Annotated in this window: 12 protein-coding genes; 4 read left to right on the top strand and 8 right to left on the bottom strand. The window is 72.8% G+C overall.

Going from position 1 to position 13,007, the window contains the following annotated elements; genetic code table 11:
* The first annotated feature begins 45 nt into the window (after window positions 1-45).
* Both ACTXG6_RS03840 and gabP read left to right on the top strand, forming a co-directional pair.
* Window positions 46-645, top strand: coding sequence for an isochorismatase family protein (locus ACTXG6_RS03840; protein ID WP_445186374.1), 600 nt, complete (start codon window positions 46-48; stop codon window positions 643-645).
* Window positions 646-908: 263 nt separating this feature from the next.
* A complete protein-coding gene (gene gabP / locus ACTXG6_RS03835; protein WP_445186373.1) occupies window positions 909-2,342 on the top strand; it encodes a GABA permease in 1,434 nt (477 codons plus the stop codon).
* A gap of 61 nt (window positions 2,343-2,403) precedes the next feature.
* Here gabP and ACTXG6_RS03830 read toward each other — a convergent pair whose 3' ends face one another.
* Window positions 2,404-3,255, bottom strand: a complete 852-nt coding sequence (locus ACTXG6_RS03830) for an SIR2 family NAD-dependent protein deacylase (RefSeq protein WP_445186372.1) — start codon at window positions 3,253-3,255, stop codon at window positions 2,404-2,406.
* A 104-nt stretch (window positions 3,256-3,359) separates the two neighbouring features.
* A complete protein-coding gene (locus ACTXG6_RS03825) occupies window positions 3,360-3,710 on the bottom strand; it encodes an antibiotic biosynthesis monooxygenase family protein (RefSeq protein ID WP_445186371.1) in 351 nt (116 codons plus the stop codon).
* 34 nt (window positions 3,711-3,744) lie between these two features.
* On the opposite strand from ACTXG6_RS03825, the gene ACTXG6_RS03820 reads away from it, so the two are divergent.
* Window positions 3,745-4,536 carry an alpha/beta fold hydrolase gene (locus ACTXG6_RS03820; RefSeq protein ID WP_445186370.1) on the top strand — a complete coding sequence of 264 codons (792 nt, stop codon included), beginning with the start codon at window positions 3,745-3,747 and terminating at the stop codon, window positions 4,534-4,536.
* Here ACTXG6_RS03820 and ACTXG6_RS03815 read toward each other — a convergent pair.
* Genes ACTXG6_RS03815 through ACTXG6_RS03800 form a run of 4 tightly spaced genes read right to left on the bottom strand, consistent with a single transcriptional unit; the run spans window position 4,517 to window position 9,021 of the window.
* Complete coding sequence (locus ACTXG6_RS03815; RefSeq protein WP_445186369.1) at window positions 4,517-5,023, bottom strand: 2'-5' RNA ligase family protein; 507 nt, start codon at window positions 5,021-5,023, stop codon at window positions 4,517-4,519. The genes ACTXG6_RS03820 and ACTXG6_RS03815 overlap by 20 nt on opposite strands.
* Before the next feature lie 4 nt (window positions 5,024-5,027).
* On the bottom strand, window positions 5,028-7,577 hold the full coding sequence (gene valS, locus ACTXG6_RS03810) for a valine--tRNA ligase (RefSeq protein ID WP_445186368.1): 2,550 nt from the start codon (window positions 7,575-7,577) through the stop codon (window positions 5,028-5,030).
* A 27-nt stretch (window positions 7,578-7,604) separates the two neighbouring features.
* Window positions 7,605-8,486, bottom strand: a complete 882-nt coding sequence (locus ACTXG6_RS03805; protein WP_445186367.1) for an A/G-specific adenine glycosylase — start codon at window positions 8,484-8,486, stop codon at window positions 7,605-7,607.
* A gap of 46 nt (window positions 8,487-8,532) precedes the next feature.
* Window positions 8,533-9,021, bottom strand: coding sequence for a beta-class carbonic anhydrase (locus ACTXG6_RS03800; RefSeq protein ID WP_445186366.1), 489 nt, complete (start codon window positions 9,019-9,021; stop codon window positions 8,533-8,535).
* 395 nt (window positions 9,022-9,416) lie between these two features.
* Between ACTXG6_RS03800 and ACTXG6_RS03795 the strand changes: the two genes are divergently transcribed.
* A complete protein-coding gene (locus tag ACTXG6_RS03795; protein WP_445186365.1) occupies window positions 9,417-10,847 on the top strand; it encodes a hypothetical protein in 1,431 nt (476 codons plus the stop codon).
* 148 nt (window positions 10,848-10,995) lie between these two features.
* Here ACTXG6_RS03795 and radA read toward each other — a convergent pair whose 3' ends face one another.
* Both radA and ACTXG6_RS03785 read right to left on the bottom strand, forming a co-directional pair.
* A complete protein-coding gene (gene radA / locus ACTXG6_RS03790; protein WP_445186364.1) occupies window positions 10,996-12,375 on the bottom strand; it encodes a DNA repair protein RadA in 1,380 nt (459 codons plus the stop codon).
* A gap of 53 nt (window positions 12,376-12,428) precedes the next feature.
* Entirely contained in the window at window positions 12,429-12,983 is a 555-nt protein-coding gene (locus ACTXG6_RS03785) for a hypothetical protein (RefSeq protein WP_445186363.1), read from the bottom strand.
* Window positions 12,984-13,007 lie beyond the last annotated feature (24 nt).

Here is a 13,007-nt window from a genome sequence, read left to right as displayed (position 1 = left end):
CCCCGGGACCACTCGCCACTCACGACCCCTGACCTGGAGGTAGCTGTGGCTGAGCCCACCACCCTGCGCACATTGGCCGGTTTGCCCGTGGGGCCGGTCAGTCTGGCGGAGTCGACCCTGATCATGATCGACTGTCAAAACACGTACACCCGGGGCGTCATGGAGCTCGAGGGGGTGCAGGCGGCGCTGGACGAGGCCGCCGCGCTGCTCGATAGGGCCCGTTCGGCCGGCATCCCGATCATCCACATCCAGCACGACGACGGTGAGGGCGGCCTGTACGACATCAGGGCCGAGCTCGGTGCGATCGTGGACCGGGTGGCGCCGCGCGACGGCGAGCCGGTGGTGGTGAAGAACTACCCGAACTCGTTCGTGGAGACCGATCTGGACGAGCGGCTGAAGGCAGGCAAGGCGTCGAACCTCGTGCTCGCGGGGTTCATGACGCACATGTGTGTGAACTCCACCGCCCGAGGGGCGTTCAACCTGGGGTACGCGCCGACCGTGGTCGCCGCCGCTACCGCGACCCGCGCGCTGCCCGGCCTGGGCGCCGACCCGGTTTCCGCGGCCGCGATGCAGGCCGCCAGCCTGGCCGCCGTGGCCGACCTGTTCGCCGTCGTGGTGCCGGACACCGGCGCCCTGCCCGACTGAGCCTGCCCGACAACTGGGCGCCGCCCAGCTGGGCGCCCTGCCCGACTGAGCCATGCCCGACTGAGCCCTGCCCGGCTGGGCGCCCGCCCGGCTGGGCGCCCGCCCGGCTGGGCGTCGCCCGGCCGGGCGGGTCCGACCCAACCGGAAAACGTGTGTCCGCAAGTTGACCACTACCCCTGGTTTCTCAGCCACGATGGTGTGACGATTCCCCGGATGCCGGCCGACGGGTGGCCGAGGCGTTAGCGGGATCAGGGGGAACGCTGATGGCGACCAGTGCGACGGACGGACCGGCCCGGGCGGGGCAGCCGGGTACGGAGCTGAAAGCCGGCCTGCGGGACCGGCACGTCACCATGATCAGCATCGCCGGTGTGATCGGCGCCGGCCTCTTCGTCGGCTCGGCGAACGCGATCGCCACCGCCGGGCCCGGTGTGCTGATCTCCTACGCGATCGCCGGACTGCTCGTCGTCCTGGTCATGCGGATGCTCGGCGAGATGGCGGCGGCCACCCCGGACTCCGGTTCCTTCTCCACCTACGCCGACCGGGCGATCGGGCCGTGGGCCGGGTTCACCGTCGGCTGGCTGTACTGGTGGTTCTGGGTGCTGGTCATCCCCGTCGAGGCCACGGCGGCCGCGACGATCCTGAACTCCTGGGTGCCGTCGGTCCCGCAGTGGACCTGGGCGCTGGTGGTCACGGTGTTGCTCACCGTGACCAACCTGTTCAGCGTGGCCAACTACGGCGAGTTCGAGTTCTGGTTCGCGCTGCTCAAGGTCGTCGCCATCGTCGCCTTCATCGTCCTCGGGCTGCTCGCGATCTTCGGACTGCTGCCGGGCAGCGGGGTCAGCGGCGTGTCGCACCTGGTGGACTCGGGCGGCTTCCTGCCCAGCGGGTTCGGCGCGGTGGTCGCGGCGGTGCTCACCACCATGTTCAGCTTCATGGGCACCGAGATCGTGACCATCGCCGCGGCCGAGTCCGACCACCCGGAGGAGAAGATCGGCCGCGCCACCCGCTCGGTGATCTGGCGGATCTCGGTGTTCTACCTGGCCTCGATCCTGCTCGTGGTGGCGATCGTGCCGTGGAACGACCCGGCGCTGAAGAAGAACGGCTCGTACCAGTCCGCGCTCGACGTGCTCGGGGTGCCCGGGGCGAAGGGCATCGTGGACGTGGTCGTGCTGGTCGCGGTGGCCAGCTGCCTGAACTCGTCGCTGTACACGGCGTCCCGGATGATCTACTCCCTCGGCCGCCGGGGCCAGGCGCCGGCCGCCGTCGTGCGGACCACCTCGAAGGGCGTGCCCAGGGTCGCCGTGCTGGCCTCGACCGCGGTCGGGTTCCTCACGGTGATCGCCAACTACGTGTTCCCGGAGAAGGTGTTCGCCACGCTGCTAGCCACCTCGGGCGCGATCGCACTGCTGGTCTACCTGACCATCGCGATCTCCCAGCTGCGGCTGCGCGCCAAGCTGGAGCGGGCCGGGGCCGCCATGCCGGTGCGGATGTGGGCGTTCCCGTACCTGACCTGGCTGGTGGTGATCGTCATCCCGGTGATGCTGGTGTACATGGCCACCCGGCCCAGCTCCCAGCTGGACCTGGCCATGACGGCCGTCATCGCCATCGCGGTTGTGGTCGTCGGCGTGCTCATCACGCGGCGCGGTGCCCGGGACTCCGCGGCGGAGCCGCCGGTGCACTCCGACGCCGGCGGCTGATCGCCGACGCCGGCTGATCGGCGTACCACGCGCCGGCGTACTACGGGACCAGGCCGGCGTACTACCGGACAAGGCCGGCCAGCGCGGGGAGCGCCTGGCCGGCCGGTGCTGCGATGCTCACGCCCCGGCCGTGCCGCACGGCGGGCTCGCGGGTGTTGATCCGGATCAGCTCGCCGCTGCCGGCCGCCGCGAGCTCGGCGTGGCGGCGGACGGTCGGCACGGCGGTACCGGCGCCGATCTCCAGGACGACCAGCCGCGCCCCGTCCGCCCGCAGCCCGCGCAGCCACTGGACGTGCCGTCGGGCCACGGCGTCGGTGCGCGCGGACCGCCAGTCGCCGTCGCCGAACATCAGGATGTTGGGCCTGGCGAGCCCGCCGCAGTGGGGACAGCTGGGCAGCGGCGGCACCGCGCGTTTGCTCGACTCGTCGACCCGTACCTCGATGTCGTCGACCGGCCAGATCTCCGGGCAGCCACCGGAGAGGCACTGCAGGTGGTGGATCGAGCCGTGGCACTCCACGACGTAGTCGTCCGCGAAGCCGGCGCACTGGAACTGGCCGTCCACGTTGGAGGTGAACACCCGCGCCGGGCGCTCGGCGGTGGCCCAGTGCAGCAACGCGTCGAAGCCGGCGTGCGGGACGGTCGCCCGGTACTGCGCGAGCCGCTGGCCGTAGAAGCCCCAGGCCAGCTCCGGGTCGTCGACGAAGTGCACCGGGTCGGCGAGCTCCTCGAAGGCGAGCCCGAGCCGCTGGTACGGCGGGTAGGCGCGCCAGAATCCCTCGGTACCCCGGAAGTCCGGCAGCCCTGAGTCGACCCCGATCCCGGCGCCGGCGCAGTACAGCAGCGCGTCGGCACCGGCGATCAGCTCGGCCGCGCGGTCCAGCTCGGCGCGCGGATCAGGGCTGACGGAATCCACGGCTCACGTTGCAAAATCTCCCGACTCGCCCGGCCGAAATCCCCGACTCGCACTGACAAAATCCCCGACTCGCCGGAATCGGCGTCAGGAACGGTGGGCGGCGGTCAGTCGGCGGACTTGGTGGCTTCGGAGAACTGCACCACCTCGAACTCGAGCAGGCTGGCGCCGGTGGAGACCGGTCCCTGCCCGTGCCCGTGTCCTTCGCCGACCGGACGGCCACGCTCGCCGGCGTGCGCCTCGATCGCCGGACCGGTGCGCCACGCCTGGAACGACTCCTCGTCCTCCCAGTGGGTCAGCACGAAGTAGCGGGTCTCGCCGGAGACGGGGCGGAGCAGCTCGAAGGAGATGAAACCCGGCTGACCGTCCACCGCGTGCAGCCGGTTCGAGAACCGCCGCTCCAGCTCGGGTCCAGCGCCTTCCGGAACTTCGATTGCGTTGATCTTGACCACAGCCATGTGGCTAGGCTACGACACAGGCATGCGGAGCGGCGTGACAGTGTCCGACGGGGCGTGCATCGCGGTGCGCGGGTACGGCGGTACCGGGCGGTCGATCCTGCTGCTGCACGGGTTGATGGGCCGGGCCAGTACCTGGTGGCAGGCGTCGCGGTGGTTGGCCGACCACGGGCGGGTGGTGGCCGTCGACGCCAGGGCGCACGGCGACACCACGACGCCCACCCCCGGCCCGTGGCCGACCGAGCGGTTCGTGGCCGACGCCGTCGAGGTGATCGAGGCCCTGGAGCTCGGCCCGGCGGTGGTCATCGGGCACTCGATGGGCGGGCTGCACGGCTGGGAGCTGGCCGCCGCGCGCCCGGACCTGGTCAGCGCGCTGGTGGTGGAGGACATGGCACCGGATCACCGGGGTCGGACCGCGGCGCCGTGGGTGTCCTGGTTCGAGGCGATGCCGGCGGCGTATGAGTCGATCGCCGCCGTGCGCGACGCGTTCGGCTGGCCACGGCCCAGCGTCGGCGACTACATCGCGGAGTGCGTGCGGGAGGCACCGGACGGGTACCGGCTGCTCACCGAGCACGCCATGGCGGCCGCGATCGCCGGCGAGTGGGGCGAGCGCGACTTCTGGGACTCGGTCGCCCGGGTGCACTGCCCGACCCTGCTGCTGGAGGCCGAGGAGTCGCCGATCGCGTCCGAGCAGATGGCCGCGATGGCCAAGCTGATGCCGCACGCCCGGCACTTCCGGGTCCCGGGCACCGGCCACCTGCTGCACGACGACGCGCCGCGGCGCTACCGCGAGCTGGTCACCGGGTTCCTCACCGGACTACCGGGGTGACCTGCCCGGTCCGGGTGTCGGTGATGCCGATCGAGACGATCTTCGCGCGGATCGGCCGGACCGGGTCCAAGCTCGCCAGGGCGCTCAGCAGTGCGTCGGCACCGAGCTCGCGGCTGAGTACGCAGTGCGGCACCCAGGAGCCGGGCAGGTAGCTTCCGGACGGTTCGCGCACCCGCCCGGCCAGCGCGTCGTGCACACCGCTGTGGGTGGCCAGCAGCTCGGTGTCCACCACGGCGCCGAGCACCAGCCTGGGCTCGGCGGTCAGGATGGTGCCGAGCGTGGCCAGCCACAGCTCCGGCAGTACCAGCAGCCGCAGGTCCTCGGCCAGCTTGCCGCGCACCTTGGCCGGGATGGCCGCGCCGCGGGCGAACCGGACGGACGGGGCGGCCGAGGGCACCGGTACGCCGGCCAGCGCCAGCCGGGCGCGCAGCTCCATCACCTGGCTGGCCGCGGCGTCGTCCACGAAGAAGTCCAGCGCCTCGGCCACGCTGTCAGTCCTCGGCCAGGGTCACGTCGACCCGGAGCTGTTGGTCCGCCGCCGGTTCCACCAGCAGGGTGGCCACGTTGCCGGCGGCGCGCAGATCGGCGCTGATCGCCCGCGCCGCGGCCAGCGACCCGGCCGGGGCGGACACCCGCGCAACCCGCACCGGGGAGCGCATCGAGCGCTTGGCGTCCGACTTGGCCTTGCGGACCGCCCCGATCACCCCGCTGGCCAGCGCGATCACCTCGGCGCCGGGCCCGGCGCCCGAGGGCCGAGCCGGTACCGGCCAGTCACCGGTGTGCACCGAGTCGTCGTGCCACCACGACCAGGCCTCCTCGGCGGCGAACGGCAGGTACGGCGCCAGCAACCGCTGCAGCACGGACAGCGCGGTTCGCAGCGTCAGCCGCGCCGAGTCGGTGGCTCCCTCGGTGACGTCGGGCGAACCGTAGGCGCGGTCCTTGACCAGCTCCAGGTAGTCGTCGCAGAACATCCAGAAGAACCGCTCGATGCGCTCCAGCGCCGTGGTGTACTCGAAGTCCTCGAGCGCGGCGGTGACCTGCCCGACGACCTCGTCCAGCACGCTCAGCACGGCAAGGTCCAGCGTCTCGGAAACGGCCGCCGAAGCGGCGGGCGACGGGAAGCTGAGCACGAACTTGCTGGCGTTCAGCAACTTGGTGGCCAGTCGCCGGCCGATCTTCATCTGGCCCTGGTCGAACGCGGTGTCGGTGCCCGGCCGCCCACTCGCCGCCCAGTAGCGCACCGCGTCCGGGCTGAACTGCTCGAGCAGATCCATCGGGGTGACCACGTTGCCCTTGGACTTGCTCATCTTCTTGCGGTCCGGGTCCAGGATCCAGCCGGACAGCGCCGCGTGCCGCCATGGCAGCGTGCCGGCGATCAGCTCGGCGCGCAGCACGGTGGCGAACAGCCAGGTGCGGATGATGTCGTGGCCCTGCGGGCGCAGGTCCATCGGGAACGTCAGCGCGAACCGATCCGGGTCGCTCTCCCAGCCGCAGACCAGCTGCGGGGTGAGCGACGAGGTGGCCCAGGTGTCCATCACGTCCGGGTCGCCGACGAAGCCACCGGGCCGTCCGCGCTGGTCCTCCCGGTAGCCGGGCGGGGTGTCCGAGGACGGGTCGACCGGCAGCGCGTCCTCGGCCGGCGTGATCGGCGCCGTGTAGTCCGGCTCGCCGGCCGCGTCGAGGGGGTACCAGAGCGGGAACGGCACGCCGAAGAACCGCTGCCGGCTGACCAGCCAGTCGCCGTTCAGGCCGCGCACCCAGTCCTCGTAGCGGGCTCGCATGTAGGCCGGGTGCCAGTCCAGCTGGGCGCCGCGCTCGAGCAGGGCGTCCTGGTGTGCCACCGAGCGGATGAACCACTGCCGGCTGGACACGATCTCCAGCGGCTTGTCGCCCTTCTCGTAGAACTTCACCGGGCGCACCGTGCGGCGGGGCTCGCCGTCCAGGTCACCGGTCTCGCGCAGTTTCGCCACCACGCGCTCCCGGGCGGTGTGCACCGTGGCTCCGACCAGCTCGGCGTAGGCGGCGCGGCCGGCGGAATCGTCCAGGCCGGCCGGCGGTTCGGGCAGGAAACGCCCGTCCCGGCCGATCACCGTGCGGGTGGGCAGCTTCAGCTCGCGCCACCACTGCACGTCGGTGAGGTCGCCGAAGGTGCAGCACATCGCGATGCCCGCGCCCCGGTCGCGCTCGGCGCCCGGGTGGGCCAGCACCGGCACCTCGACGCCGAACACCGGGGTGCGCACGGTCGTGCCGAACAGCTGTTGGTAGCGCTCGTCGTCCGGGTGCGCGACCAGTGCCACGCAGGCCGGCAGCAGTTCGGGACGGGTGGTCTCGATGTACACCGGGCCGGCGGGGCCGTGGAAGGCGATCCGGTGCCAGGCCCCGGCGAACTCGCGGTCCTCCAGCTCGGCCTGCGCGACGGCGGTGCGGAAGCCGACGTCCCACAGCGTCGGCGCCTCGGCCTGGTACGCCTCGCCGGCGCCCAGCAGCCGCAGGAACGCCAACTGGGAGATCCGCTGCGCCGGGCGGCCGATCGTGGTGTACGTCATCGACCAGTCCACGGACAGCCCGAGCCGGCGCCAGACCTGCTCGAACACCAGCTCGTCCTCGCCCGTCAGTCGCTCGCACAGCTCGACGAAGTTGCGCCGGGACACGTCGACCGGGCGCGCCTTGGGGCTCGCCGGCTCGGGCACGGGCAGCTCGGGGTCATACGGCAGCGACGGCTCGCAGCGCACCCCGAAGTAGTTCTGCACCCGGCGCTCGGTCGGCAGGCCGTTGTCGTCCCAGCCCATCGGGTAGAACATCCGCTTGCCGCGCATTCGCTGGAACCGCGCCACGATGTCGGTGTGCGTGTACGAGAACACGTGCCCCACGTGCAGCGACCCGCTGACCGTCGGCGGCGGCGTGTCGATGGAGAACACCTCGGCCCGGCTGGCCGGCGGGCGGAACCGGTATACGCCGTCGGACTCCCAGCGCGCCGCCCAGTGGGCATCCATTCCGTCCAGGGAGGGCCGTTCCGGCACCGTCGGCGCGATCTCAGACACGCGTGCGAGCGTAATCGGGGAGGCGGGTCAGGCCTGCCCGGGTAGCGCGAAGCGCACGTCGTCGAGCTGCTCGACCAGCCCGTCCTCCAGCAGCGAGAGCAGGCACCGGTCCCGCTGCACGGCGTCCGACCACACCACGTCCAGCGCGGTCCGCTCCACCGGCCCCGGCGCCCCGCGCAACACGTCCAACAGCCGTCCCCGGACCTGGCGGTCGGTGCCGGCGTAGCGCTGCACCGCGCGGGCCGGACCCGTGTAGGCGGGGCGGCCATTCGCGTGCCAGGCGCACTCGTGCAGCGCCGGGCAGCCTCCGCACCGGGGTGTCGTGCCGGCGATGCAGAGCACCGCGCCCAACTCCATCATCGCGGCGGAGAACCGGGCGGCCTCGGCGTCCCCGGCCGGCAGCAGCGCCTCGGCGTCGGCCAGGTCGGCGGTCGTGCGGGCCGGGCCGGCGTCCCCCGCGCCGTGCACCACGCGGGCGATCACCCGGCGGACGTTGGTGTCCACCACCGGGGCACGGCGTCGGTAGCCGAACGCCAGCACGGCCCTGGCGGTGTATGCGCCGACGCCGGGCAGCGCGAGCAGTGCGTCCAGATCGGCCGGCACTACGTCGCCGTGCTGCTCGGCGATCGCGGTGGCGGCCGCGTGCAGCCGCAGTGCCCGGCGGGGGTAGCCGAGCTTGCCCCAGGCGCGCAGCACGTCGGCCTGGGGCGCGGCGGCCAGCGCGGACGGCGTCGGCCAGCGCGCCAGCCACTCCGTCCACAGCGGTGCGACCCGGCTCACCGGCGTCTGCTGCAGCATGAATTCGCTGACCAGCACCCCCCACGGCGTGGTACCCGGGCGGCGCCACGGCAGGTCGCGGGCGTGCTCGTCGAACCAGGGCAGCAGCAGTTCGGGTAGGGAGGCAGCCACGCCGCTAGTGTGCCGGCCGCCTCCCGGCCCTGGGTTCGGCACCCTGCTAGACGACCTCGTTGAGCTTGCCGGTGGCCACGTCGAACACGAAGCCGCGCACCGCGTCCGTCTTGGGTACGAACGGGCTGGCCTTGATCCGCGCGATGGACTGCCGGACATCGGCGTCCAGGTCGGGGAACGCCTCGGCCGACCACGGCGGCTTGATCCCGGTCTCGTCCTGGATGGACGCCTTGAACGCGTCGTCGGTGAAGGTCAGCATGCCGCAGTCGGTGTGGTGGATCAGGATGATCTCCTCGGTGCCGAGCAGCCGCTGGCTGATCGCGAGCGAGCGGATCTCGTCGTCGGTGACCACGCCACCGGCGTTGCGGATGACGTGCGCCTCGCCGTCATTGAGGCCGAGGATGCCGTAGACGTTGAGCCGGGCGTCCATGCAGGCCACCACGGCGACGTGCTTCGAGGGTGGCAGCGGCAGCGGGCCCTCGAAGGTGGCTGCATAGGCGGCGTTGTTCTCGAGTAGCTGATCGGTGACGGACACAGCGGTCTCCTTGGGTCGGACTCGGAAGCGGGCCTTCGGATCAGGCCTCGGGATAGCCCAGGGGTAGGGGCGTTGACGAGCTCGAACAGCGTCGAGCGGGGTACGCGGGCGGACTGCGGCGCTGGCGGACTCGACCTGGAACAGCCCGGGCCGGGCAGCAGCTGGAGGCCGGGTGTCAGCCGGCGCGACGACAGAATTCGTCGAAGTGCGCGACACGGCGGCTCGGCCAGAAGAACTCGAGGCACATGCGCATCACACGATGAGTAGACCCTCGGTACCGTTCGGGCGCAAGAACCGGAGGGCGACTGACTCATTTGGGTGGATGCGCAAGAATCTCGTGACTCGCCGTGCTCGGTTACCGAAGAATCCCTCAACCTCCAGTTAACGTTCACCGCATGATCGACCCAGCGGAACTGGTGTATTGGCGGCGGCGGGCCATTGCCGTAGCGGCCGTCCTCGGCGTTGTGCTGCTGGTCGTTTGGGCGGTGTCCGGCCCGAGCCAGCCGGCAGCGCCTCAGACCGGCGCGGAGATGAACACAGCTGGCTCAGAGCCGCTCGCGTTCACACCACCGGCGGCGGCCGGCGAACCGGTCGCCCCACCGTCGGCGCAGCCCGCGCCGTCCCAGGCCGCCCTGCCCGGCGCCGGACTGCCGAGCGGGCTGGCGACCGGAGCACCCCTGCCCGGTTCCGGTCTGCCGGGTGCGGCGCCGGGTACCGGGCTGGACCCCGCGGCCCCGCGGCCTTCCGCGCTTCCTGGCGCACCCGCGGCGCCCGGTGATGCCACGCTGGCCGCCGGCAACCCCGGCCTGGCCAGTTCCGACCCCGGCCTGAACGCCGCCAACCCCGGGATGACGGCCGGTGGTTCGGGCGCTCCCGGCCTGGCCGCGGGACAGTCCGGCTCGACGTTGCCGAGCGGTGCCTCGGTGCCGCCGGCCGGTGCGTACGGCTCGTCGCTGCCCCCGCAGTCCGCCCTGTCCGGGTCGCGGGCCGGGTCGGCGCAACCCGGGTCGCGGCCCGGCTCGCAGCCCGGCTCGACGCAGCGCGGGGCCACACAGCCCGGAGCCATACAACCCGGCGCCACGCAACCCGGCGCCACGCAGCCCGGAGCCACGCAGCCCGGAGCCACGCAGCCCGGCTCGCCTCGTTCGGCGCGCCCCGGTGCGCTGACCAGTCCTGGTACGGCGGCCAGGCCCGGCTACCCGGCCGGCTCGAACAGCGACTTCAACCGGGGACAGGTCGGCGCCGCCCCGCCGCCCAGCGTCGTCCCGCCCGCCCCGATGGCGCCCGACGGCCCCCACGCGGCGGTCCCGGGCAACGCGGCGACCCCGGGCTACGCAACGGCCCCGGGCGACACCGACCCCGCCGCGATCGGCTCCGGAGCCACCAAGCCCGGACACGGTGGCGCACACAGCCCGAAGCCGAATGCTGTACCTGTTGTCGCCAAGTGCTCCGACCAGGACCTCGCGCTGGTCTCGCAGGTTGCGGCGGCGAACTACAAGGTGGGCCAGAAGCCGATGTTCCGGCTGGTCATCGCCAACATCGGAGACAAGCCGTGCAGCCGGGACCTGGACCCCGGGCTGCAGGGTCTGGTGATCAACGGCAAGGCCGGGCAGATGTGGGCGAGCAACGACTGCGACGCCAACCACAAGCCGGACGTCCGGGTGCTGGACCCGGGCAAGCCGGTGGTGTTCTCGCTCAGCTGGGCGGGGCGCACCTCGCACCCGGGTTGCGGTGGCACGCGGCAGGCGGTCGGCCCCGGTACCTACCAGCTGGTCGGCAAGCTCGGTCCACTGAGTAGTGGCCCGGCCCCGTTCACACTGTCGTAGTCACACTCGGCCCGTCGGGCTGGCCGCCGCCTCCGGACCGTCCGGGGGACGGCGGCCAGCCTGTCGGCGGATGTGCTGAGAGGCCCGACTCGGTGTGCTGAGATCCCCGACTCGCGGGAAGTGGCGGGGTGAGGTTCGGCGGTGCCGGTCAGTTCGGACTAATCAGTTGGTCCAGGGCTTCGACCAGGTGGGTCACCTCGACGATGCGCAGGCCGGCGAGCGCGCCGCTCCGGTCGCGCTTGGTGAGCCCGGAGTCGGCGGGCACCACCGCGGCGCTGAAGCCGAGCCGGGCGGCCTCGGTCAGCCGGCGCTCCAGGCCGGCGATGCGCCGGATCTCGCCGGTCAGCCCGAGCTCGCCGAGTACCACCAGCCCGGCCGGCAGCGGGGCGTCCAGCTTCGCCGAGGCGACAGCCAGCGCGACCGCGAGGTCGGCGGCCGGCTCGGTCATCCGCATGCCGCCGACGGTCGCGGTGTAGACCTCGGCGTCGACCAGGCGCACCCGGGCCCGCCGTTCCAGCACGGCCAGGATCATCGCCACCCGGGACGAGTCCAGCCCGCTCACCGCGCGCCGGGGCGACGGGATGTCCTTGCCGGCCACCAGCGCCTGCACCTCGGCCAGCAGCGGCCGCTTGCCCTCCACCGCCACGGTGATCGCGGTACCGGGCACCAGCCTGTTGCGCCGCAGCGAGGCGTCGGCCAGGAACAGCCCGGACGGGTCGGCCACCCCGTGGATGCCGTCGTCGCGCAGCTCGAAACAGCCGACCTCGTCGGCCGGGCCGAACCGGTTCTTGATCCCGCGCACCAGCCGCAGCGTGGAGTGCCGGTCGCCCTCGAAGTTGAGCACCACGTCGACCAGGTGCTCCAGCACCCGGGGGCCGGCCACCGAGCCGTCCTTGGTGACGTGCCCGACCAGGATCACCGGCAGCCCGCGCTCCTTGGCCAGCGCCGTCAACGCGACGGTCACCGCGCGCACCTGGGTGACCCCGCCGGGCGCGCCGTCGACCTCGGCGGAGGACACCGTCTGCACCGAGTCGACCACCAGCAGCGTCGGCTTGAGCGCGTCCAGATGGCCGATGATCGAGCCCAGGTCGGACTCCGCGGCGAGGTACAGCGCGTCGCTCACCGCGCCGGTGCGCTCGGCGCGCAGCCGTACCTGCCCGGCCGACTCCTCCCCGGTGGCGTAGAGCACCGGCCCGCCACTCGCCGCGGCGCGCGCGGCGACCTCGAGCAGCAGGGTGGACTTGCCGGCGCCCGGCTCACCGGCCAGCAACACCACGACGCCGGGCACCAGCCCGCCGCCGAGGACCCGGTCGAGCTCGGGCACGCCGGTCGGCTTGGCGCGCGCGGAGTCCAGCTCGACGGCGGAGATCGGCAGCGCCGCGGTGGCCGGTGCCCCCGCGGCGACGCGACGGTCCGGGGCCCGCACGACGGCGCTCTGCTCGATGCTGCCCCAGCTCTGGCACTCGGGGCAGCGGCCGACCCACTTGGCGACCTGGTGGCCGCACTCCGTGCAGCGGTGGGTGGCCACGCCCCGGCTGCCGCCGGCCCGGCGGTCCGGCCGGTTCAGTGCCCCGCCCGACTTCAGTTCGAGCTGGAGCGGATGGCCAGGTCGCCGGTCGGGTAGCCGACCGGGATCTCGGCGTTGACGACGCCGCCGCGCTGGAAGGTGAGCACCACGGGGTAGTTCAGCCCGGCGGTGATGTCCTGCTTGAGCCCGACCAGCCGGACACTGATCGTCTTGTCGGCCAGCGCCGCGGCGTCGGAGGGGGAGTCGCCGTTGCCGACCTGCAGCGCACGGCCGCCGCCGATCACCGCGTCGCCCTGGATCAGCCCGGCCGCCGCGATCGGGCTGCTCACCGAGATCAGCTGGTCCGCGATCGGGCTCACGTTCACCAGCGTCATGTTCAGGTCGGCGGCCCCGCCGGCGGTGTAGATCGCCCCGGTTTTCGCCTGTCCGGTGTAGGCGATGCTGGCGTTGCGCACCATGATGCGCCCGGCCTGGCCCTGGTAGCCGTTCACCGCGGAGGCCTGGGTGTCGGTCTGGGTGATCTGCCCGGCACCGCAGCCGGTCAGCGTGGCGAGCCCCAGCGCGGCGGAGAGGGCGAGCGTGGCTACTGCGGCGGCGCGTCGCTTCACGACTGTGCGGGTCCCTTCGTGCGG

The organism is Pseudonocardia sp. Cha107L01 (assembly GCF_052566575.1).
The sequence above is the reverse complement of the archived record's forward strand: the minus strand, read 5'-3'. Positions and strand labels throughout refer to the sequence as shown.

Bases quoted from the DNA above. Each gene is read 5' to 3' on its own strand.
- gabP (WP_445186373.1), top strand. From the start codon at position 909: ATGGCGACCAGTGCGACGGACGGACCGGCCCGGGCGGGGCAGCCGGGT.
- ACTXG6_RS03825 (WP_445186371.1), bottom strand. From the start codon at position 3,710: ATGGCTGTGGTCAAGATCAACGCAATCGAAGTTCCGGAAGGCGCTGGA.
- ACTXG6_RS03795 (WP_445186365.1), top strand. From the start codon at position 9,417: ATGATCGACCCAGCGGAACTGGTGTATTGGCGGCGGCGGGCCATTGCC.